This is a genomic window from Micromonospora sp. NPDC002411 (assembly GCF_053592955.1).
In genome coordinates, this window is record NZ_JBSFBM010000011.1 from 23227 (window position 1) to 44702 (window position 21476).

At 71.6% G+C, this 21476-nt stretch carries 19 protein-coding genes; 15 read left to right on the forward strand and 4 right to left on the reverse strand.

Features of this window, described 5'->3' with window-relative positions:
* Positions 1-147 precede the first annotated feature (147 nt).
* Together ACWCO3_RS02960 and ACWCO3_RS02965 are read left to right on the forward strand one after the other, a co-directional pair.
* Positions 148-444, forward strand: a complete 297-nt coding sequence (locus ACWCO3_RS02960) for a WXG100 family type VII secretion target (protein WP_145780117.1) — start codon at positions 148-150, stop codon at positions 442-444.
* A gap of 90 nt (positions 445-534) precedes the next feature.
* Positions 535-4911 carry an FtsK/SpoIIIE domain-containing protein gene (locus ACWCO3_RS02965; protein ID WP_145780118.1) on the forward strand — a complete coding sequence of 1459 codons (4377 nt, stop codon included), beginning with the start codon at positions 535-537 and terminating at the stop codon, positions 4909-4911.
* A gap of 135 nt (positions 4912-5046) precedes the next feature.
* Here the strand turns inward: ACWCO3_RS02965 and ACWCO3_RS02970 are convergent, their stop codons facing one another.
* On the reverse strand, positions 5047-5709 hold the full coding sequence (locus ACWCO3_RS02970) for a hypothetical protein (protein ID WP_450008196.1): 663 nt from the start codon (positions 5707-5709) through the stop codon (positions 5047-5049).
* Positions 5706-6005, reverse strand: coding sequence for a hypothetical protein (locus ACWCO3_RS02975; RefSeq protein ID WP_088988841.1), 300 nt, complete (start codon positions 6003-6005; stop codon positions 5706-5708). The genes ACWCO3_RS02970 and ACWCO3_RS02975 overlap by 4 nt, the downstream gene beginning before the upstream one ends.
* 202 nt (positions 6006-6207) lie before the next feature.
* Here ACWCO3_RS02975 and ACWCO3_RS02980 point away from each other — a divergent pair, with 202 nt between their 5' ends.
* The 6 genes from ACWCO3_RS02980 (at position 6208) to ACWCO3_RS03005 (ending at position 11936) form a co-directional block, all read left to right on the forward strand.
* Positions 6208-8067 carry a hypothetical protein gene (locus tag ACWCO3_RS02980; RefSeq protein WP_450008199.1) on the forward strand — a complete coding sequence of 620 codons (1860 nt, stop codon included), beginning with the start codon at positions 6208-6210 and terminating at the stop codon, positions 8065-8067.
* The gene (locus ACWCO3_RS02985) at positions 8067-8597 is read left to right on the forward strand and encodes a type VII secretion system-associated protein (RefSeq protein ID WP_450008201.1); all 531 of its coding nucleotides are present in this window, start codon (positions 8067-8069) and stop codon (positions 8595-8597) included. The genes ACWCO3_RS02980 and ACWCO3_RS02985 overlap by 1 nt, the downstream gene beginning before the upstream one ends.
* Position 8598: 1 nt before the next feature.
* A complete protein-coding gene (locus ACWCO3_RS02990; RefSeq protein ID WP_145780122.1) occupies positions 8599-9915 on the forward strand; it encodes a hypothetical protein in 1317 nt (438 codons plus the stop codon).
* Positions 9916-9952: 37 nt separating this feature from the next.
* Positions 9953-10552 carry a COG4315 family predicted lipoprotein gene (locus ACWCO3_RS02995; protein WP_450008203.1) on the forward strand — a complete coding sequence of 200 codons (600 nt, stop codon included), beginning with the start codon at positions 9953-9955 and terminating at the stop codon, positions 10550-10552.
* A 114-nt stretch (positions 10553-10666) separates the two neighbouring features.
* Entirely contained in the window at positions 10667-11188 is a 522-nt protein-coding gene (locus tag ACWCO3_RS03000; RefSeq protein WP_088988846.1) for a sigma-70 family RNA polymerase sigma factor, read from the forward strand.
* Between the two features lie 22 nt (positions 11189-11210).
* Complete coding sequence (locus ACWCO3_RS03005) at positions 11211-11936, forward strand: anti-sigma factor family protein (RefSeq protein ID WP_450008205.1); 726 nt, start codon at positions 11211-11213, stop codon at positions 11934-11936.
* A gap of 42 nt (positions 11937-11978) precedes the next feature.
* Here the strand turns inward: ACWCO3_RS03005 and ACWCO3_RS03010 are convergent, their stop codons facing one another.
* Positions 11979-13433, reverse strand: a complete 1455-nt coding sequence (locus tag ACWCO3_RS03010; protein ID WP_450008207.1) for a neutral zinc metallopeptidase — start codon at positions 13431-13433, stop codon at positions 11979-11981.
* Between the two features lie 138 nt (positions 13434-13571).
* Positions 13572-14474 (reverse strand): hypothetical protein, encoded by a 903-nt coding sequence (locus tag ACWCO3_RS03015; RefSeq protein WP_450008209.1) that lies wholly within the window; start codon positions 14472-14474, stop codon positions 13572-13574.
* A 335-nt stretch (positions 14475-14809) separates the two neighbouring features.
* Here ACWCO3_RS03015 and ACWCO3_RS03020 point away from each other — a divergent pair, with 335 nt between their 5' ends.
* The 7 genes from ACWCO3_RS03020 to ACWCO3_RS03050 all read left to right on the forward strand — a co-directional run.
* Positions 14810-15475 carry a GntR family transcriptional regulator gene (locus ACWCO3_RS03020; RefSeq protein WP_145780126.1) on the forward strand — a complete coding sequence of 222 codons (666 nt, stop codon included), beginning with the start codon at positions 14810-14812 and terminating at the stop codon, positions 15473-15475.
* A 76-nt stretch (positions 15476-15551) separates the two neighbouring features.
* Complete coding sequence (atzF, locus tag ACWCO3_RS03025; protein WP_450008211.1) at positions 15552-17354, forward strand: allophanate hydrolase; 1803 nt, start codon at positions 15552-15554, stop codon at positions 17352-17354.
* A 38-nt stretch (positions 17355-17392) separates the two neighbouring features.
* Entirely contained in the window at positions 17393-18082 is a 690-nt protein-coding gene (biuH, locus tag ACWCO3_RS03030; protein WP_145780128.1) for a biuret amidohydrolase, read from the forward strand.
* 7 nt (positions 18083-18089) lie between these two features.
* Complete coding sequence (locus tag ACWCO3_RS03035; protein ID WP_145780129.1) at positions 18090-18782, forward strand: cysteine hydrolase family protein; 693 nt, start codon at positions 18090-18092, stop codon at positions 18780-18782.
* A 12-nt stretch (positions 18783-18794) separates the two neighbouring features.
* On the forward strand, positions 18795-20399 hold the full coding sequence (locus ACWCO3_RS03040) for a SulP family inorganic anion transporter (RefSeq protein ID WP_145780130.1): 1605 nt from the start codon (positions 18795-18797) through the stop codon (positions 20397-20399).
* Positions 20363-20740: an AtzH-like domain-containing protein gene (locus ACWCO3_RS03045; protein WP_450008214.1), complete on the forward strand. Its 378-nt coding sequence runs from the start codon at positions 20363-20365 to the stop codon at positions 20738-20740. Before ACWCO3_RS03040 ends, ACWCO3_RS03045 begins: the two co-directional genes overlap by 37 nt.
* Before the next feature lie 83 nt (positions 20741-20823).
* The coding region (locus ACWCO3_RS03050; RefSeq protein ID WP_450008216.1) for a fibronectin type III domain-containing protein at positions 20824-21476 on the forward strand (653 nt) is incomplete at its 3' end.

Consider the following 21476-nt stretch of genomic DNA (forward strand, 5'->3'; position numbering starts at 1 on the left):
GTCGGACGAGTCCCCGGTCACGACGTCGAATCTCGCGCTGAACCGTTTCGGGCAACCGTCCGTGTGGGTGGCGGCGACGGCGGAAGGCGACCCAGGAGGGGCCGCCCCCCGGAGCCGGAAACGACCGACGACCTGAAGGAGCGGAACGTGGCCACCTACCACATCGTCAGCGAGGACATGCAGGAGTCTTCGACCTGGCTGAAGCAGAACATGCAGACGCTGCTGGACGGGATGAACCAGGCCAAGAGCAAGATCGACACCCTGATCCAGGGTGGCTACAACACCCCGGCCGCCCAGCAGAAGTTCGGCCCGTACTTCGACGAGTACAAGGGCAGCGTCGACCAGACCCTGAACGGCATGGAGGGCATCAGCCAGTACCTCTCGCAGGTCAGCGACGCGTTCTCCGAGACGGACAACCAGACCGGGGCCAGCCTCGGCCGCTGAACGACCGGACGGGCCGGGGCCGCGTGGTGAGCGAATCACCGCGCGGCCCCGCCCGTCTTTCCCGACGGACCACCCGACCAGGAGACCCTCGTGCGCCTGCAGCTCACCGTTGCGGATCCGTCCACCGCCGTCATCGAATACCAGGTCGAGGCGGCCCCCGAGAACACCGTGGGGGAACTCGCCGAGGCGCTCGCCGCGCGTCGGCCGGAGCCCGCCGGCACACCACCGGCCATCTTCGTCGCCGGGGCACCACTGGACCCACTGCTCACCCTCGCCGAGGCCCCGCTGCGCCAGGGCACGGTGCTCGGGCTGGATCGGCCCGTGCCCGAGCCCCCGACGCAGCCGCCGGGACTGGTGCAGGTGCGGGTGGTCAGCGGCACCGACGCCGGTGCGACCTATCAGCTCGACCTCGGTGAGCACACCATCGGCACCGCGAGCGTCAGCCGGGTCGGCCTCACGGACCCCTCGCTCGCCCCGGTGATGGCGTCGGTCCGGGTCCTTCCGGACGGCAGATGCCGGGTGCGGCCGGAGCAACAGGGCCTCCTGCTCGACCGGGTCGAGCTCGACGGGGAACAGGCGTGGCCCCCCGGTGGACAACTCGCGGTCGGCTCGTCCCTGCTGGAACTCCGCGTTCCGGTCCGGGCCGAGGCCGCGCTGCAGATCTCTGAGGACCGCACCGGGCTGGACTACAACCGTCCACCACGGCTGCTGCCGGAGGTGCGCCTGACCCAGTTCACTCTGCCGTCGCCGCCGTCCCCGCCGGAGCGACGACCGCTCGTCCTGATCACCGTGCTGGCCCCGCTGGTGGTCTCCGGAGCCGCGTACCTCATCACCGGCAACCCGCTGACCCTGCTCTTCGCCATCCTGTCGCCCGTGGCGTTGATCGCCGGTCAGATCAGCTCCCGACGGCTGGGCAAGGCCAGCCACCGCACCCGCCTCGCCGAGTACGAGGCGAAACGGACGCGGATCAGCGCCGAGGCGCAGGCGGCGCTGACCGCCGAGCGGCTGGCCCGGCGTGACAACTTCCCCGACCCCGCCGCCGTACGGCTGATCGCTGTCGGACCGGAGCGCCGCCTCTGGGAACGGCGCCGCACCGACCCCGACTTCCTCGAACTGCGGGCCGGCAGCGCCGACCTACCGTCCGAGGTGGTGCTCCGGGATCCGAGCCAGGACGAGCATCGACGGGAGGTCCGGTGGAGTGCCCTCGACGTGCCGGCGACCGTGTCGGTGCGCAAGCACGGAGTGGTCGGCATCGCCGGCGTCGCCGTCGCCCGGGTGACCGCCCGGTGGATGGTCGCGCAGGCCGCCACCCTGCACAGCCCCGAGGACCTGCAGATCTACCTGCTCGCCGGCGCGGGAGACGAGGAGGGCTGGTCGTGGGTCGGCTGGCTGCCGCACGCGGCACCGCGCGACGGCCAGGACACCGTCGCCACCGTTGGTGCCGACACCCAGACCATGGCCCGCCGCGTGGCCGAACTGAGTGCGGTGATCGCGGCCCGCTCCGCCGAGCGGACCGACGGGACGTTCCGCGACATCCTCGTGGTGCTCGACGGGGCACGCCGGCTGCGGTCCCTGCCCGGGGTGACGCAGATTCTGCGGGAAGGACCCGCCGTCGGGGTGTACGCGATCTGCGTCGACGCCGAGGAGAAGCTGCTGCCGGAGGAGTGCCAGGCCGTCGTCGCCGAGCAGTCCGACGGGTCGCTGCTGGTGACCCGGACGCTCGCCGCGCCGATCTCCGCTGTGCACCCGGACCTGCTCTCGACGCAGTGGCTGCGGACGGTGGCGCGTGCACTCGCGCCGCTGCGCGACACCGGCGGCGCGGACGACGGCGCCGCACTGCCGGACGCGAGTCGGCTGCTCGACGTGCTGGGCATGGAACCGCCGGAGCCGGACGCGGTCGCGGCCAGGTGGACCACCGGAGGCCGGACCACCGAGGCGGTGCTCGGTGTCTCGCTGGACGGGCCGTTCGCCCTGGACCTCAAGCGGGACGGTCCGCACGCGCTGGTCGCCGGCACCACCGGATCGGGCAAGTCGGAGCTGTTGCAGACCCTGGTCGCCTCGCTCGCCGTCGCCAACCGGCCGGACGCGATGACGTTCGTGCTGGTGGACTACAAGGGTGGCAGCGCGTTCAAGGACTGCGTCCGGCTGCCGCACACCGTCGGCATGGTCACCGACCTCGACACCCACCTGGTGGGTCGGGCGTTGACCTCGCTCACGGCCGAGCTGAAGCGGCGGGAGCACATCCTCGCCGAGGCGGGTGCCAAGGACATCGACGACTATGTCGACCTGCTGCGTCGGGAGCCGACCCGGACCTCGATGCCACGACTGCTGATCGTGATCGACGAGTTCGCGTCGATGATCCGGGACCTGCCGGACTTCGTGACCGGTCTGGTGAACATCGCGCAGCGGGGACGGTCGCTCGGCATCCACCTGGTGCTGGCCACCCAACGTCCGGGTGGAGTGGTGTCACCCGAGATCCGGGCGAACACCAACCTGCGGATCGCTCTGCGGGTGACCGACACCAGCGAGAGCCAGGACGTGTTGAACGCCCCGGATGCCGCCTCGATCCTGAAGTCGACGCCGGGCCGGGCCTTCGTACGCCTCGCCCAGTCGTCGTTGGTGCCGTTCCAGGCCGGGCGGGTCGGTGGGTTCCGTCCGGGCGCTCGCACCGAGGCCCGGCAGGCACCCTGGCTCGCGCCGGTCTCCTGGAAGGACCTGGGTCGGCCCAGGCCCAGCCGTCCGGGTGTGAAGGCCGCGCCATCGGCCGAACTCACCGACCTCGCCGTGCTGGTGGAGGCCGTCCGGGGTGCCAGTGAGCAGCTCGCCATCGAGCCGCCGCACAGCCCGTGGCTGCCGGCCCTCCCGGACACCCTCACCGTCGACGAACTTCCCGCGCCGCGCGGCAGCGGCTACCACCTGCCCCCGGTGGCGTACGGCCTGGTCGACCTGCCGGCCGAGCAGGAGCAGGCGCCGTTGGAGCTGGACCTGGGGACGCTGGGGCACCTGCACATCATCGGCTCGTCGCGCAGCGGCCGTTCACAGGCGTTGCGGACGATCGCCGGCACCGTGGCCGGCGCGCACTCGACCGCCGACGTCCATCTCTACGGCGTGGACTGCGGCAACGGCGCCCTGCTCGCCCTCACCGAGCTGCCGCACTGCGGCGCTGTGGTGCAGCGGACCGAGGCCGAACGGCTCGGTCGCCTGTTCACCCGCCTCGTCGCGGAGCTGGGGCGTCGCCAGCAGGTGCTCGCCTCCACCGGTTCGGCCGGGATGGTGGAGTACCGGGCCGGGGCGGCCGAGTCCGACCGTCCGCCGCACATCCTGGTGCTGCTCGACCGGTTCGAGGTCTTCGACAAGACGTTCGCCGACTACGACAACGGCAGCGTCATGGCGGCCCTGCTGACCCTGTTACGCGAAGGCGCCGGGGCCGGAATCCACGTGGTGATGGCCGGCGACCGGAGCATGTTCACCACCCGGATCTCGTCGACGACCGACGACAAACTGGTGCTCCGACTGACCGAACGCAGCGACTACAGCATGGTCGGCATCAACTACCGGCAGCTGCCGGACGAGATCGGCACGGGCCGGGCGATCCGGGCGGTCGACGGCGCGGAGGCGCAGATCGCCCTGCTCACGCAGGACAGCTCCGGGCAGGGTCAGGCCCGCGCGCTCGCCGCGATCGCCGAGGCGGCGCGGCTGCGGGACGCCGCGGTCGGTACCGCCGGGCGCCCGTTCCGGATCGACGTGCTGCCGGACGAGCTGACCCTGGCGCAGGCGAGCGTCCTGGCGCGGCCGAACGGTCCGCTGTGGACGATGCTCGGAGTCGGCGGGGACGAGCTCTCGGCCATCGGCCCGGACCTCGAGACCAACCCCTCCTTCATCCTGGCGGGACCGCCCCGATCGGGGCGGAGCACCACCCTGCTGACGATGGTCGCCGGTCTGCTGGAGAAGGGGACACCCGTGGTGATCGCGGCACCCCGCCGATCGCCGCTGCGGGAGTTGGCCGGGGTGCCCGGGGTGCTCGACCTGGTGACGAGCGAGAACTTCACCTCCGCCGGGCTCGCCGCGGCCCTCGCCGGGCGCTCCGGACCCGCCGTGGTCGTCCTGGACGACGCCGAGCAGCTGCTCAAGTGCGACGCCGGCAGCGACCTCGGTGAGATCGCCCGGGTCGGGGCGGAGCAGGGCCTCGGGTTGATCATGGGCGGTTCCATCGACGGTCTCTCCGGTGGCTTCGGCGGCTGGCACGTCGACGCTCGCCGCAACCGGCAGGGCGCGCTGCTCAGCCCGCAGGGCCTCGGCGACGGTGAGCTGATCGGCGTGAAGCTGTCCCGCAGCCAGCTCGGCGGCGGTCGGCCGGGCCGGGTGCACGCCCACTTCGGCGACGGCAAGCTGCACCTGGTGCAGGTGCCCCGCACCGAACCGGCCGGGCTGCGGGAGCTGCTGGCCGGGACCGGCGACGCCCGGTAGGCACGACCGCGACGACGGAGTCCGGCTCCCATTCGGGGGCCGGACACGACAATGCCCAGACCCCGCCGGGTACGCAAACGACGTTGGGGGGACACCCCCCAACGGTGTCCCCCCAACGCAGGTCGGCAGTTACCCCTAGCTGCCGACCTCCCCCGGGGAGGCCGCCGGCGGCGTGAGCGCGGAAGCCTCCCCCTCATACGAGAAGGTCAATGTCGCGGTGATCGTGGCGAAGAGCTCGAAGATCTCCTCCGCCTCCGCGAGATTCGGGCTCGAACCGGTGACCACCAGCACGTTCGTTGCCCCCGGCAGCGGTACGACAGTGTGCATCACGGCGCAGCGCATGGTGACGCCGTCCTGGCTGACGTTCTGGATGCCGTGCACCCGACCGACGGTGCCGATCGCCGGGATCTGTGCGGTGCTCACCCGACGCCAGGTGCCGTCGGCGTGGGCGGGCTGCGCCACCGCGGTCAACGCCCCGATGATGTCCCCGGTCGCGGGCGGGGCGACCACGGAGACGAGCACCGTGGCGATGAGCGCGCCGTCCTCGTACACCTGGAACGTGCCGGCGGCGTGCACCGCGCCGGCGTTGCGGGCCTGCCGCACCGACCGGCGCAGCTGCTCGGCGTACTGTCCCGCCTGCTCCTCGGTGAACCCACCATCGCGGGCCCGGGTCCACACGTCGTCGGCGACGCGGTTCTCGCTCGCCTCGTCGGCGACCGAGAAGTCGACCCAGTCGTGCGGCGTACGCAGCTCGAATCCGGTCGGGACAGCTACCGCAGTGCCCCCTGCGCTGGTCAACTCGTCGCTCCGTCCGACTCGAGTGAGGCCGCCGTCTGGTCGTCGGTCTCCCGGAACGCGTCGGCCACCGCCTTCGCGGCATCGCGGACCCCTTCGAGGTCCTTGGCCACGACGTACCGGCCGTCGCCCCAGCGCTTCTCGAACTCGCGGGCGGCCCCTTCCAACTCACGCTGCCCCAGCGTGTCGACGACCGGACCCATCGACCTGATCGGTGAGCTGTCCATCAGCTCCTTGGTGCGCTGCAACAGGTCGTGCACCCGCATCAGCTCCGTGCCGGGTACGTCGATCACGCTCATCGCGCCACCCCGGCGTCGAGCCTGCTCCGCTTGCCCATCCCCGCTCTCCTCCCCGGTCCGGTCAATGACTCCGCGCCGTACACGGACGACCGGTCGGATCGGTTCAGTCCGGCTGAACCGTTTCCACGATCGCTACGTGTGCGAGTCGGCTCACGGCATTGGCCGGAGCGGGAAGCGGTCGGTGCGATGGGGGAGGTTGGTCATGACGCGTCCGGGAGACGCCGAGTGGTCGGTGTTGCAGGTGGACTCCGACCCGGTACCCGGTGATCCGGAGTCCTTCGACGAGATCACGCGGGCCTACCAGGAGCTGTCCACCACCACGCGGGAGGCGCACGACCTGCTCGCCTCCGGTGGCCAGGTCCAGCTGGGTCAGGGCAAGGCGATGGAGGCGTTCCGTGACCTGATCGGCAAGCTGCCCGGGCGGCTGGATCGGATGGCGAACTCCTACGCCGCGGCGGCCGACGCGTACGTGCGGTACCTGCCGTCGCTGGAGGAGGCGCAGGCGATGTCGCTGCGGGCCCTCGACCAGGCCCGACAGGCGTCCGGCGACCAGGCCGCCGCGCAGGCGGCGGTCGCTTCGGCGCAGGCGGCGATCACCGCGTTGGGCGGCGATCCGGCGGCGGACCAGGCCGCCAAGGACAAGGCCAGTGACGACGACGCCGCCGCACAGAACCGCGCGGCCGACGCCCAGCAGGCGCTCGACCAGGCGAAGGCGCTGCTGGGCCAGGCGACGGCGTTACGTGATCAGGCTGCCCGGACGGCGGCGCAGACGTTGCGGGGGTTGGCGAAGGACGCGCCGCAGCGCTCGCTCTGGGAGAAGATCGTCGAGGCGTTCCAGGCGTTCATCGACTTCCTCCGCAGCACGGTCATCCAGTGGATCACCTTGATCCTGGACGCGCTGTCGGTGATCGCTTCGTTCATCTTCCCGCCGTTGGGCCAGGCGATCGGCTTCCTCTCCGGTGCGATCGACCTCGCGGCGGCGGCGCTCACCGGTGATCCCGCCGCGATCGGGTTGGCCGCCGGAGGCCTGCTGCTCGGTCTGGTGCCGGGCGGGCGGCTCGTCAGTCGCATCGTCAAGATCGCCGGGAGTGCTGGCAACAAGCTGCCGGGCAGCGTCTCGGAGGGGATCAAGAACAGCATCAAGGGCCTCGGCGGCGCGCCGGGGAGTACCCGGAGCGTGGGCAAGGCTCCCACGCCGGGGGCGGGGATCGACACCGCAGTCACCAGTGTCGGCCTCGGCAAGACCATCAAGGGCGTGTTCACGTCGATCGGCAACAAGATCGATGACATGCGTTTCGCGCGCGACCTCAGGATCTCCAACGAGAGGCGCGCCGCCGACCCCAGCCTCCTGGCCGGGATGACCGACAAGGGCCGCCTGAAGACGTTCCGTCCCGAGGACGTCCAGTCCGTGCCCCTGCGCGACAGCGACGGCAAGCAGATCGGCGTCATCTTCCCCAGCAGGTCGACCGACGTCGACAACTTCACCGACTGGGGAGCGCAGAAGGCCAACCTCGCCACCGGTAAGAACCTGGGCGGTTCGATGGACATCGAGGGTCTGAAGGTCATCCGACAGCTGCCCGGCAATGAGCCCACCCTCGCCGGCAACCAGTTCCTGCCGGCTCCGTGGAGCAATCTGAGGAGCGACCCGATGTTCATCTTCGCCCACGGCAGCCCGGACAGCGCCGCGGTGACCCTGTCCAGCGGCAAGGTGGTGAGCGTCCCCGGCGCCAGCATGGCCAAGATCCTCAGCAACGATTCGAACTTCAAGGCGCTCGCCGAGGCCAACCCGAAGGCCGCGATCGCCATGATCTCCTGCAACTTCGCCAACATCAAGGGTGAGGCCGGGCAGCAGTTCGCGGACGTCATGCGCGACCTCGGCAACAGGCGGCAGATCTTCGCGGCGAACAACACCGTGCACGCGGCCCGGGGCGTTGATGAAGTCGGCCTGCTCACCAATCCCGGTGAGACCATCGCGTCCCTGGCCGTGGAGAGCACTGACGACCCGAAGGACGGCAGGGGCGAATTCCGAAAGATCACTCCGACGCCGAGGGGAAGGGCTTGATGAACGAGCACGACGAGTCCGACGTGCAGCGCAACTGGATGCTGCTGCTGGACAGCGACGACGAGGAGCCGACCGAGGCTCCTCCGGTGGAGACGATCGTCGGCGGTTGGCTGGTCGAGGACGACGGGACCATCGGACGGTTCGAGGCGAACCCGCTGTACCAGCCGCGCAACGCCGACTCACCGACCAGCGCCGTGGACGCGGCGGCGAAGCTGGTCGCCACCGACCGGGCCGACGTCGGCCTGGTGCTGCGGACGCTGCGGGACAGCCTGGTGGCGGTGGCGCTCGACGAGGCGGGCGAGGCGGCCGTGACGTCCGCCCCGGACGGGGTGGCCTGCGTGGTGGTCGCCTCCGGCGCTCTCGACCAGGCGCGCGTCGACGCGCCACAGTGGCGGCAGGTCGGTCTGACCGAACTGCTGGAGCTGCTCCCGGACGGGCTCGACGTGCTGGTCAACCCGGGCGGGCCACGGGCCATGCGCCTGCAGGCGACCGCCCTGCGCGACTCGGTCGACGCCGACGGAGCCGAGTGAGATGTCCCTGACCAGGGCGTACGCCGGACTGGTGCTGGCGGTGGTGACCGCGTTCCTGCTGGCGGCCCCGACCGGGGCGGACGCCGTCGAACCGTCGGTGCCGTACTGGGTGGTACCCGGGCAACCGGGCGCGGAGAGCGAGCTGACGCTGCCCGGGGTCGCCGACCGGGTGCTCGGCGACAGCCGGCGCTGGCCGGAGATCTTCGAGCTGAACCAGGGGCGTACCCAGCCGGACGGCGGCACGCTGACGGATCCGGCGCAGCCGATCCGCGCCGGCTGGGTCTTCGTCCTCCCCGAGGGCGCGACCTCCGGTGAGATCCGCGTCGGCCCGCCGCCGTCGGCCACGCCGGACCTGGGCCAGCAACCAGAAGCTCCGCCGGTCGACCAACCGGAGCAAGGGCCGGCAGCGGCGCCCCCGGCTCCTCCGGTCGGCGGCGGCGGGACCTTCGGGCTCCGACCGGTCGTTGTGACGCTGCTGGGCATCGGCGCGGTGGTGCTGGCGGTCGTCGTACCGGTGCTGATCCGGTTGGTCCGACGCCGCCGCGCGGCTGAGCCGCCGCGACCCGCGCCGGGCTCACGACAAGCGTTGGACCGCGCCCTGCGGCAGATCGCCGCATCGGCATCCCAGCCCCCGGTGTACGCGGCGATGGTCGGTGCGGACCGGGTGTCGCTCCGGCTGTCGCCGGCGCTGCCGGACCCGCCGCCCCCGTGGCGGGCACGGCAGCAGGGTGCGATCTGGGAGGCGCCGAGTTGGGACCTCGACCAGCAGGTGACCGCTGACGGCGGCGGGCTGCCGATGCTCGCCACCGTCGGCACCGTCGGCGGTGAACTGACAGTCGTCAACCTGGGACGAGCGCCCGGAATCGTCGCGCTCACCGGGGAGCCGGCAGCCGCGTACCGCCTGGCGGGCGCGTTCCTCGACGAGATCAGCCGCTACGCCGCGACGTCGGTGGCGATCAGTGTCGTCGGCCCACCACCGCCGCCCTGGCCGGTCCCGGAACGGGTTCGGGTCGTCGTCGACCTGCGTTCCGTCCTGACGTTGCCCGGCGACGACGCCGAGGACGTCCACGGGTCCTCGGCGCTTCGCGACCACCTGGTGGTGGTCACCGCCCCGCTTCCGCCGGAGGAGTGGGAGCGCCTCGGCGCGCTGGCGGCGGCCTCCGACGGCACGGCGGCCGTGGTGGTCGTCGGCGACGCGCCGAACACCGTCTGGCGGTTCGACATCGACGCGAACGGGGCCCTCGACGTCGGGGTGCTCGGCCTGCACCTCGACCGTCCCACCCCGCGCGGTCGGCTCATCCCGGCCCTCGGCCGCTGATCCTCCTGCCCGAACCTCGCAAACGATTGGTGTGCCGATGAAAGCGCCCGTTCCCCACCGACTGCTCGGCGCACTGACGCTGGCCGGAGCGCTGCTCGTCAGCGGGTGCACCACAGTGGTGCGCGACCCGGTCGCGTTGCCCGCCCCCGACGTCGCCGCCAACACGCGAACGGGTGCCCCGCAGCGGCCGGGCACCGCCAATGCCCAGAACGACCTGGGGCAGCGCAGCCCGGACGGGGGCTACTGGCCCGCGTCGGTCCAGCTTGGAGAACACCCGGAACTCGGCCCGGTGGTGCTCGACGGGCAGGGCTTCACGCTCTATCGGTTCGACCAGGACAGCGCCGCGCCCCCGCAGTCGAACTGCACGGAACAGTGTCTGACCGCGTGGCTGCCGGTCCTGGTGAACGAGAAGGTCAAGTTCAAGGACCTTGATCCCTCCCGGCTCGGCGCGGTGCCCCGCTCAGACGGGACCCGCCAGGTGACAGTGGGTGGGCGGCCGGTCTACCGCTTCGTGGACGACCGGGTGCCCGGCCAGGCCGCCGGTCAGGGGGCCGACGGGCTCTGGTTCGTGGTCGCTCCGGACGGAGGCAAAGCCGCAGCGCCGATCGGCCAAAAGCCCGAAAGTTCACCCAGGTGAGCCTACAAACACATTGGTTCCGCATTGCCGGCATTCGGCAGTGCGGCAGGCATCCTGGGTACCCGGATGCACCGGTGGCGACCGCCGGGCCGGGGTCAACGGAGGACGGTACTCATGGCGGGTTTGCGGCCCGATCGTCGGCAGAACGTAGCGGACGAGGCCCTGATCCGATCCCTGTACGAGGAACACGGCCGCGCGATGCTCGCGTACGCGACGCAACTGACCCGCGACCGGGCCATCGCCGAGGACATCGTCCAGGAGGCCTTGGTACGCGCCTGGCGCCACCCGGACAGCCTGGTCAACGGCAAGGGATCGGTGCGGGGGTGGCTGCTCACCGTGGTACGTAACCTCATCACCGACACGGTGCGCGCCCGAATGGCGCGACCGCCCGAGGTGCCGGAGAGCCCGACGGACGTCGCCGTCGAGCGAGACCACGCCGACCAGGTGGTCAACTCGATGGTGGTGGTGGACGCCCTCAATCGCCTCTCGCAGGAGCACCGCGAGGTCCTTGAGCAGGTCTATCTACTCGGGAGTACAGTCGCGGAAGCCGCGAAAGCCCTGGGTATCCCGCCGGGAACGGTCAAGTCACGCTCCTACTACGCACTCCGGGCGCTACGCGACATCGCGGCGCACTGAACCGAGTGGAACGGTCTGCCTCATGAAATCGGACAGCTCGGTACCGGCCGGTGACCACGTGGACATCGGCGGCTATCTGATGGGCGAACTCGACCAGGAGCAGCTCCGACGGGTGGAGGAGCACCTGGCGAGTTGTGCGGAGTGCCGCACCGAGGTCGAGTCACTCCAGGAGTGGAAGCACGCGCTCGAGGCCGTACCCGAGGCGATGTTGCTCGACGGCCCTCCGGAGGGCGGCGACCTGCTGTTGCAGCGCACCCTGCGCCAGGTTCGCAGCGAATCGTCCGGGCATCGCCAACGCCGCCGGGTGATCCTGAGCGCCGCCGCGGTGGTGGCTCTCGCCGCCGCCGTCTCCGGCGGTGTCCTGCTGGGTCGCACCACTGACGACGCACCCGACACACGCGCCCTGCCGGCTCCGTCGACCACGGTGACCGCCGCCGACCCGGCTACCCGCAACGCCACCACGACCGACCCGGGGACTGGTGCCCGGCTCACCGTCGCGGTGACCCCGGCCCCCGGCTGGGTACGGGTCAACGCGGCGGTGTCCGGGATCCCCCGGGGGGAGCGCTGCCGTCTGCTGGTCGTCGGCAAGGACGGCAACGCCGTGCTGAGTGGCAGTTGGCTGGTGTCCGAGCGCGGGGCGGCCGACGGCACCACGCTGGACGGCAGTGCCCTGATCGACCCCGCGCAGGTCGGCGAGGTCCGCGTGGAGAACACCGACGGCAAGGTGTTCGTCACCGCGAGGCTGTAGGGCGTCGCCGCACCGGCCGTCCTGGTCGGTGCGGCAGGCTTCCTACCGATACTTGCTCAGGCAGAGGGCCGGCGTGTCGGCGGTGAAGCCGTCCCGGAACGCTTCGACGCGGGCGAACCCGGAGGGGACACCAGCCCCGTTGACGTCGGCGGCGATGAGGCTCCGCGGCGCCAACATCTCGGCGACGGCCTCGTCCAGATCGCCGGGGGAGAGCTGGAGGACCGCGCCCCGCCCAGCCCGGACAGTCGCCGCCCAGACCCCGCTGAGGCACGCCGTACGCTGCGCCGTGGCCAGCCCGGTGAGCGGGAAGCCAGCTCCGTGCTGCGTCGCGAGCGCGTACCGGGAGGCGACCTCCGCGAACGCGCCGAAGTCGCCGATGCCGCCCTGCCCCTGCTCCGGGGAGGTCCCGAGGCGGGCCAGCTCAGCCAGGTCGAGTCCGATCGTGTTGGTGGCCGGGCAGTAGGTGGCGGGCGCGGTGACGGTCACCTCCGGGCAGGCCGGCGGGGACAGGTCGATCGTCGGCCGGGTGACGCCACCACGGTCGAAGGCCGCACGCAGCGTCGCTTCCAGAGCGGCCAGGGCACCCCGGTCGATCACCGGTAGGTTGCCGGTCGCCTCCCCGCTGGCCGATCGTCGTCCGCCGGCTGGCTGCGTGATCCGCCGCCGTACCTCCGCATCGTCGATGCGGGCACACCGGACCGGGCCGTCGCCGAAGCCGAACTGGAACGCGGACACCCGGTCGAACGCGTTGCCGTGCGCGCCCTCCGCCTCGAAGCCGGTCTCCGTGCTGTCGCGGATGAAGAACAGCGTGGCGAGGATCTGGTTGAGGCCGGGGCCGGTGGACAGCTGAAAGTGCGGGGCGTTGCCCTCGGCCACCCACCGGAAGAAGGCACCTGCGAAGCAGTCGGCCTGCTGCTCCTTCACGATCGAACTGGTGCGTCCGTCGACAGTGCGAAGGCGGAACTGCACGGCGTGCCCCACCTCGTGGGCGAGGACGGCCACCACCGCCATCGGTCCGAACGAGTCGTCGAGCATGGGGAGCAGTCGCCCCCGGTCCCAGGCGACCGTGTCGTCGGCCGGGCAGTAGAAGGCGTTCACTGCCCCTCTCGTGTCGCTGCCGCAGACGGTGCCGCCCGGGCCGGTGGAGTCGTACGACATGAGCCGCGCGACCGGGTCGAACCCTCGGCCGAAGGTGGCCGGCAGCTCATCCGCCCAGTACCTCTGTACGTCGTCCACGGCGTTGCGGGCGAGCCGGTCCGCCTCGCCGCCGTCACCGCCGGCGACGACCAGGCGTGCGTCGGTCACATCCGCCCGGGGGCCGCTCGGTCCCGTGGTGATCTCCAGACCGGCGATCCGGGTGGCGCTCCAGCGTTCGGCGGCGCCGGCACCCTCCACGGGGCGGACGCAGCCGCCGAGCAGTGCCGCCACCCCGAGGGCCAACACTCCGCCGGCCAGCGCCCGTCCGGTCGGTGCCATCCGCCGGTTGGGAGTAGTCATTCATCACCTTCTCGGCGTCGACGTCCGATCGGCGCAGGCCGACCGGGGCGTGTCGGGCCACAGCGCGGCCGACACGAAAACGGGTGTGTCGGCCCGGCGGAAGCCGGACCGACACACCCGTTGGTCGGGATCGGACGGTCAGCTGAAGCGGACCGAGACGACGGCGTTGTCGAAACCGATCGTCGCGAGGTCGGCCACGTCACCGTTGATGACCTGCACCCGGCCGGTGCAGTTCGCGCCCGCCCAGATCTTCAGCGAGCCGGGGGCCGCGACCGAGGAGGGTGCGCCCGGGCGGGGCAGGTTCTGACAACCGCTGCCGGACACACCCTGGGAGGCGCCGTTGTCGCTGAAGTTGGCCTCGTCGAAGAAGACGGCACTGGTGGCGGGCGGAGCGGTCGCGTCACCGGTGTCCGGGTTGTTGTCGTCCTGACCACCCTGCGGCGCGCCGGCCTTGCCGCCGGTCGGGGTCACGCCGAACCACGTACCCCCGACGCCCTGGCCCAGGGTGTCGCCCCGCTTGGTGTCCTTGGCGAACCGGTACACCGGCCAGCCGCCGATGGTGACCTGGAGGGTGCCGTCGGCGCGCTTGACCGTGCCGACCGCCGACTTCTTGACCCCCGCGATGAAGACCTTGCCGCGCGGCGCGACGGTGACCGCCGGCCAGGTCTGCGCGCACTCGCCGTTGCAGGTCGCTGTGGGCGGGTTGTTGCTGTCCTTGTCAAAGCGGTAGAGCGTCAGCCCCGCGCCGTTCACGACCACGGGATCGAGGTCGCCGGCCTTGCTGGCGGTCAACTGGACCCACCGCTGCGACGACTGACGGGCCGCCGCGGACGCGACGCCACCGTTCGGCACCGCCCAGTCTCCGGTGTTGGGCTCCGACCTGTTCGACTTCGCGGTGCCCGAGAGCAGCGCGAAGTCGCCGCCCGCCGCGCCGTCGGTGGGCGCGGTGGCCTCCCCGCCGGCCGGGGCGGACGCCCTCGCCGGCGCGGGTGCCTCCGCTGTCGAACTGCACGCGGTCAACGCCACCGCGCTGGCAGTCATCAGTGCAACGAAGGGCACTACGTACTTGCGCATCATCTCGGGGTCTCCCAGTTCCTATCCCGGCCCCCGCACGTCCGGAGGCCGTTCGGCATCCACACGGACCCCACCCGGAATCGGTTCAGCCAACCTCGGATGCGACCCCCGTCGATCATGAAGTTGTTGCCACAGGCGGCGCGTCGGCGCGATAACCTCATGATCAACAGGGCGGGGGTGGTCGGGCGCCGCGCGATCCCCGGCTGCGTCACGGGAACCGGGGACCGCGCGGCCCGTCCGCGCCGGGCCGAGGGGACCGCGTCCACGCCGGTCGTCGTGGGGCAGGTGGCAGACTCGGCGGGGTGAACGACGTGGCCGCATCGCCGATGGATGGTGAGCTGGAGAGTGTCAGCCTGGTGGACCTCGCCGTCACCCGGCTCACCCGGGAGATCCTCAGCGGCAGGAGCGACCCAGGTGAACGCCTGGTGGAGGAGCAGCTGACCCGGCGGTTGGGGATCAGTAGGGCACCGTTGCGCGAGGCGCTGCGGCTGCTGGCCCAGCGAGGGCTGGTCGAGCACGTGCCACGGCGGGGGGTCCGCGTCGCCACGCTCTCCGAGCGGGACGTGCGGGAGCTGTACGAGTTGCGGGACGTGTTGGAGCGTTTCGCAGTGCGCGCGGGCATCCCGGTGGGCCGGGAAAGCGACCTGGTCGGCCTGCGGGCGGCCCTGGACCGGATGGTGGAGGCGGTCCGCCTCGGCGATCGGATGGCGGTCGCCGAATCGCACCGCGCGTTCCACGTCGCGCTGGTGGCGCTCGCCGACAACCGTCAGTTGTCCGCGGTGTACGACTCGATTCTGGTGAAGTTGCAGCTCTACATGGCGATCAACCTGCGTCGGGAGGCGGAGTTGGCGCAGCCGCTGGACGGCGTCCACCGGCACGAGCGGCTGTTCGAGGCCGTCGCAGGGGGAGACCCGGAGGAGGTGTTGACAGTGCTCTCCGCGCACGGCGCGCGCTCGTACCTCGGGTAGCCACCACGGGCGGCCCGACATGGGCTCGTTACGAATCGCGCCGTCGCTCGTAACAGAACTGTCGACAATCGACAGTATGTCAAAGCCAGGTGGCCCCTTCTCGGCGCTGCGGTCGGCGTACCTCAGCGGCGCGACGACCCCCGTCGAGCAGGCCGAACGTGTGATGGCCGAGCTGGCCGGCCGGGACGGCGGGCCGGTCTGGATCAGCACCGTCGCGGCCGACGACCTACGGGCCCACGCCGCCTGGCTCGCCCGCCACCGCGACCCCGCCGACCTGCCGCTGTACGGGATCCCCTTCGCGGTCAAGGACAACATCGACGTCGCCGGCATGGCCACCACGGCTGGCTGCCCCGACTTCGCGTATCGCGCCGCCGAGGACGCTCCGGTGGTACGCCGACTTCTCGACGCCGGTGCTCTCCTCGTCGGCAAGACCAACCTCGACCAGTTCGCCACCGGCCTGACCGGCGCCCGCTCGCCGTACGGCAGCTGCGAGAGCGTCTTCGGCGGCGGGCTCGTCTCCGGCGGGTCCAGCTCCGGCTCGGCGGTCGCCGTGGCCTCGGGCCAGGTCAGCTTCGCCCTGGGTACGGACACCGCCGGCTCCGGTCGCGTCCCGGCGGCGCTGAACGGGATCGTCGGCCTCAAACCCACCCGGGGCCTGCTCAGCACGGCCGGTGTGGTCCCGGCCTGCCGCTCGCTGGACTGCGTGTCGGTCTTCGCCACCGACGTCGCGGATGCCGTCGAGGTGCTGCACGCCGCCCGGGGTGTCTCGACGGCCGACCCGTTGGGGCGCGCGCTGCCGGCCGAACGCGCGAGCGGTGGCGCACCGGGGACGCTACGCCTCGGGGTGCCTCGCGCCGAGGATCTCGAGTTCTTCGGCGACGAGGGGCAGAGCGAGCGGTTCGACGCCGGCGTACGACGACTGACCACGCTGGTCGCCACCGCGCTGCCAGTGCCGCTCGACGACTTCTTCGCCGCGGGGGACCTGCTCTACCAGGGCCCCTGGGTGGCCGAGCGGCTCGTCGGACTGGGCGAGTTCCTGCGAGGACACCCCGACTCAGTGCTCCCGGTCACCCGGACCGTGCTGGAGACCGGGTGGCGCTACGACGCGGTCGACGCCTTCCGGGGTCAGCATCGGCTGCGCGAACTGCGCGCCCGGGTCGACCGGCTCTGGCGCGAGATCGACGTGCTGGTGGTGCCCACCGTCGGCACCACGTTCACTCTCGACGAGATCGCCGAGGATCCCATCGGGCGCAACGCCATGCTCGGCCGCTACACCCAGTTCGCGAACCTCCTCGACCTGGCCGCGGTGACCGTACCCAATGGTTTCACCGACGGCGGCCGACCGGCGAGCCTGACCCTGCTCGGCCCGGCGTTCAGCGACCTCACCCTGGCCCGGCTCGCCGCCGCTCTCACCGCCGGCGCTGAGGCGCCACCGGTGGTGGCGGCGGGCGACGCGCCGCCGGCAGCGGCCCAGACGCTGATCGCCGTCGTGGGCCGGCATCTGAGCGGCGAGTCCCGCAACGGTGAGCTCACCGGACGTGGGGCCACTCTCGTCGGCGCGGCACGGACCGCACCGCTGTATCGGCTGTACCGGATGGAGACTCCGGACGGTGAGGGGCTGCCCGGCCTGGTCCGGGTGACGCCGGACGACCCGCAGGGTCAGCCGATCGACGTCGAGCTCTGGAGTCTGCCGTCGTCCACCGTCGGTGAGCTGCTGGCCGGAGTGCCGGCTCCGCTGTCGCTCGGCTGGGTCCGGCTGCACGACGGGCGGGACGTGCTCGGCTTTCTGTGCGAGGCGTACGCCGCCGGCCCGCCGGCTGTGGACATCAGCGCCGCCGGTGGGTGGCGGGCCTACCGTCAGGCCGCCGCCGGGAGGTAGGGCGGCAGGCACCAGCGAGAACGACAGGAGGCGAGAAGATGGGCAGCATCGGGCCGGTACCGGCCAACCCCTACCCGTGGCCGTACGACGGTACGGCGGACACCGCGCACACCGCACTGCTCTGCATCGACTGGCAGACCGACTTCTGCGGACCGGGCGGCTACGTGGACGCGATGGGCTACGACATCGGCCTCACCCGGGCCGGCCTACCGGCCACCGCCCGACTGTTGGAGCACGCCCGTTCACTCGGGATGCTCGTCGTACACACCCGGGAGGGACACGACCCGGAGTTGTCCGACCTTCCGGCGAACAAGCGGTGGCGGTCGGCGCGCATCGGTGCCGAGATCGGCGCGCCCGGGCCGGCCGGTCGGATCCTGGTTCGCGGCGAGCCGGGATGGGAGATCGTGCCCGAGGTCGCACCGGCCCCCGGCGAGGTGGTCATCGACAAGCCTGGCAAGGGCGCCTTCTACGCCACCAACCTCGACCTGGTGCTGCGTACCCGGGGCATCACCCACCTGATCCTCACCGGCATCACCACCGACGTCTGCGTGCACACCACCATGCGCGAGGCGAACGACCGGGGGTACGAGTGCCTGATCCTCTCCGACTGCACCGGCGCCACCGACAAGGCCAACCACGACGCGGCGCTGCACATGGTCACCATGCAGGGCGGCGTCTTCGGTTGCGTCACCACCTCCGACGACGTCATCGCCGCCACGACCACGTGAGGTGCCCATGCTGACCATCGCCGCCGCGCGGCCCACCCCGTACACCTTCGACCTCTCGACCACGGCGTTGCTCGTCATCGACATGCAGCGTGACTTCCTGGAACCCGGCGGGTTCGGGGAGAGCCTGGGCAACGACGTCGGTCAGCTTCGCCGCACCATCGCCCCCCTCACGGCGCTGCTGGCCGACGCCCGCGCCGCCGGCCTGACTGTCGTGCACACCCGCGAGGGGCACCTGCCGGACCTGTCCGACTGCCCGCCGGCCAAGCTGAGTCGCGGTACGCCCAGCAAACGGATCGGTGACCCCGGGCCGAACGGTCGGATCCTGATCCGAGGCGAGTACGGCCACGACATCGTCGACGAGCTGACGCCCCTGCCCGGCGAGCCGGTGGTCGACAAGCCGGGCAAGGGCGCCTTCCACGCCACCGACCTGGACGCCCTGCTCGCCGAGCGGGGCATCCGTAGTCTCCTGGTCACCGGGGTCACCACCGAAGTGTGTGTGCACACGACCGTCCGGGAGGCCAACGACCGCGGGTACGAGTGCCTCGTGCTCGCCGACTGCGTCGGGTCCTACTTCCCGGAGTTCCAGCGGGTCGGGCTCGACATGATCGCCGCCCAGGGCGGGATCTTCGGCTGGGTCGCCGACTCGGCGCAGGTGCGCGCCGCGCTGCCCACCACCCCCGTGTTGCAGCCCTCCTCCTGACCGGGAGCAGTCATGGCCTCCACCAGACCCTCAGTCGCCCCGCTGCCCTACTGGGTACGCGGCGACACCAACGCGTTCTTCGGCTTCGGCGTCAACGTCCTGGTCAACGTGCTCACCCTGACCGGGCTCTGCCTCGCCGTGGTGAACCTCCCCGAGGGGGAGGTGTTCGGCACCATCCTTCCGGCGCTCGGCATCGCCCTGGTCGCCGGGAACATCTACTACACCTACCTGGCCCGCCGGCTGGCCCGACGGGAGAACCGCAGCGATGTGACGGCCCTGCCGTACGGGCCGAGCGTGCCGCACATGTTCATCGTCATCTTCGTCATCATGCTCCCGATCTACCTGCGTACCCAGGACCCCGTGCGGGCCTGGGAGGCCGGGCTGGCGTGGGCCTTCATCATCGGCGTGATCGTGTTGATCGGCGCGTTCGTGGGGCCCTACATCCGCCGGTACGCGCCCCGGGCCGCGCTGCTCGGCACCCTCGCGGGGATCTCCATCACGTTCATCTCGATGAACCCGGCCGGGCAGATGTGGCGGCTGGCCTGGGTCGCCCTGCCCGTCTTCGCCCTGCTGCTGATCGGCCTGCTCACCGACGTGAAGCTGCCGTTCAACTTTCCGATCGGGCTCGCCGCGCTGCTGCTCGGCACCGCGATCGGCTGGGCCGGCGGAGCGATGTCGGTGCCGGACGTCACGGCGGCAGCCCGGGACATCGCCATCGCTGTACCCTCGTTCAAGATCGACCTGCTCCTCGCCGGGCTGGCCGACATGGCGCCGCTGTTGGCGACGGCGATCCCGCTCGGCGTCTACAACTTCACCGAGGGCATGACCAACGTGGAGAGCGCCGCCACTGCGGGGGACAACTACAACCTGCGCAGCGTGCTGCTCGCCGACGGCGCGGGCGCGGTGGTCGGCGCGGCTCTCGGCTCGCCGTTCCCACCGGCGGTCTACGTCGGACACCCGGGCTGGAAGGCGGCGGGTGGGCGCAGCGGCTACTCGATGGCGACCGGCGTGGTGATCGCGGTGCTCTGCTTCCTGGGCATGTTCGGCCTGCTCGGCGCGATCTTCCCGACGGCGGCCATCGTGCCGATCCTGCTGTACATCGGCCTGCTGATCGGGGCACAGGCGTTCCAGGCGACGCCCCGGGCGCACGCCGCCGCGGTGGTCGCCGCGCTGATCCCGAACATCGCGGCCTGGGCGACCGGGCAGATCGACAACGCGTTGGCAGCGGCCGGTACGACGGCCGCCGCGGTCGGCGACGAGGCGCTCAACGGTGCCGGCGTGGTCTACGACGGGCTGCTGGTGCTCGGTCAGGGCGCGATCCTCGCCGGCCTGGTGCTCGGCGCGGTGGTGGTCTTCATCATCGACAAGCGGTTCGTCCGAGCCGCCATCTTCGCCGGCTCGGGCGCGCTGCTGTCGTTCGTCGGGCTGATCCACGGCGAGCGGATCGAGTGGAACGCCAACGGCCAGGTGGCGCTCGGCTACCTCTTCGTCGCGGCGATCTGCGCGGTCTTCGCGCTCGGTCGCCCCGATCCCCGTGAACCCGACCCTGACGAGGACGACGGATCGGAGGTACGAGAGGCATGGACATCGACCGAGCCGACGTCGTCGCCGAGGTGACGGCGGCCTTCGCCGACTACGAGCGGGCTCTGGCCGATGGCGATGCCGACCGGATCTGCGGGTACTTCTGGGATTCCGAGCGGACCGTGCGGTTCGGCCTCGCCGACCATCAGTACGGGCTGGACGAGCAGCGCAAGTGGCGGGCCGCGCAGCCACCACTGCCGCCCGGTCGCCGGCTGGTGGACCCCGTCATCACCACCTTCGGCCCGGACCTGGCGTTCGTGACAACCCGATTCGGGTACGCCGGCGCCGCCGCAACCGGGCGGCAGACCCAGACCTGGGTACGCCTGCCCGTCGGCTGGCGGATCGTCACCGCCCACGTCTCCGTCCCGGATTGCTAGACGAGGCATTCGTGGACGTGCCGCGCTGACCGGGTGGTGAGACACGTTGGCGATCATCGATGTCATGGCGGCATCGTCGAGGTATGACAGGCGTTCACTCGTTCTCGCTGGTCCGCCGGATGGGGCTGGCTTCGCTGGCCGCCGCCGTGCTGGCGACGGTGGTGCTGGGCACCGTGTTGAGCGCCGCACCGGCGGCCGATGCCGGCAGCGCGTCAGCCGCGCCGACCACGGCCCCGAGCACGCCGGGCACCTCACCCTTCCCACCGGGTACGCCCACGAACCTGACCGCGAGCGAGGTCAGGACCGGGTCGATTACCCTCACCTGGACCGCCGCCACGCCCGGTTGTTGCGCCATCACCGGGTACGACATCACGTACTACCAGGTGTTCAACGACGTCTACTACAGCGCCAGCGTCGGAGCCGTCACCACCACCACGATCACCACCTACGTCCAGCCGGGCAGGCAGTACTCGTTCCAGGTGGCCGCTCGGGACAGCCTCGGACACCGCTCCCGCTCGACGGACCCGCTGATCGTGGTCACTCCGGTGACGGACACCGGCCCTGACACCACGCCACCGAGCGCCCCGCAGAGCCTGACCGTCGGCGAGGTGACCGCCTCGACCGGCACGCTGTCCTGGTCGCCGTCGACCGACAACGTCGGCGTCCTCGGATACAACGTCTACCGGTTCGACGGCTGGTACACCTCGACCCTGATCGCCACCGTGCCGGGAACGAC

Bases quoted from the DNA above. Each gene is read 5' to 3' on its own strand.
- ACWCO3_RS02975 (WP_088988841.1), bottom strand. From the start codon at position 6,005: ATGAGCGTGATCGACGTACCCGGCACGGAGCTGATGCGGGTGCACGAC.
- ACWCO3_RS02980 (WP_450008199.1), top strand. From the start codon at position 6,208: ATGACGCGTCCGGGAGACGCCGAGTGGTCGGTGTTGCAGGTGGACTCC.
- ACWCO3_RS02985 (WP_450008201.1), top strand. From the start codon at position 8,067: ATGAACGAGCACGACGAGTCCGACGTGCAGCGCAACTGGATGCTGCTG.
- ACWCO3_RS02990 (WP_145780122.1), top strand. From the start codon at position 8,599: ATGTCCCTGACCAGGGCGTACGCCGGACTGGTGCTGGCGGTGGTGACC.
- ACWCO3_RS02995 (WP_450008203.1), top strand. From the start codon at position 9,953: ATGAAAGCGCCCGTTCCCCACCGACTGCTCGGCGCACTGACGCTGGCC.
- ACWCO3_RS03000 (WP_088988846.1), top strand. From the start codon at position 10,667: ATGGCGGGTTTGCGGCCCGATCGTCGGCAGAACGTAGCGGACGAGGCC.
- ACWCO3_RS03005 (WP_450008205.1), top strand. From the start codon at position 11,211: ATGAAATCGGACAGCTCGGTACCGGCCGGTGACCACGTGGACATCGGC.
- ACWCO3_RS03010 (WP_450008207.1), bottom strand. From the start codon at position 13,433: ATGACTACTCCCAACCGGCGGATGGCACCGACCGGACGGGCGCTGGCC.
- ACWCO3_RS03015 (WP_450008209.1), bottom strand. From the start codon at position 14,474: ATGACTGCCAGCGCGGTGGCGTTGACCGCGTGCAGTTCGACAGCGGAG.
- atzF (WP_450008211.1), top strand. From the start codon at position 15,552: ATGTCAAAGCCAGGTGGCCCCTTCTCGGCGCTGCGGTCGGCGTACCTC.
- biuH (WP_145780128.1), top strand. From the start codon at position 17,393: ATGGGCAGCATCGGGCCGGTACCGGCCAACCCCTACCCGTGGCCGTAC.
- ACWCO3_RS03035 (WP_145780129.1), top strand. From the start codon at position 18,090: ATGCTGACCATCGCCGCCGCGCGGCCCACCCCGTACACCTTCGACCTC.
- ACWCO3_RS03040 (WP_145780130.1), top strand. From the start codon at position 18,795: ATGGCCTCCACCAGACCCTCAGTCGCCCCGCTGCCCTACTGGGTACGC.
- ACWCO3_RS03045 (WP_450008214.1), top strand. From the start codon at position 20,363: ATGGACATCGACCGAGCCGACGTCGTCGCCGAGGTGACGGCGGCCTTC.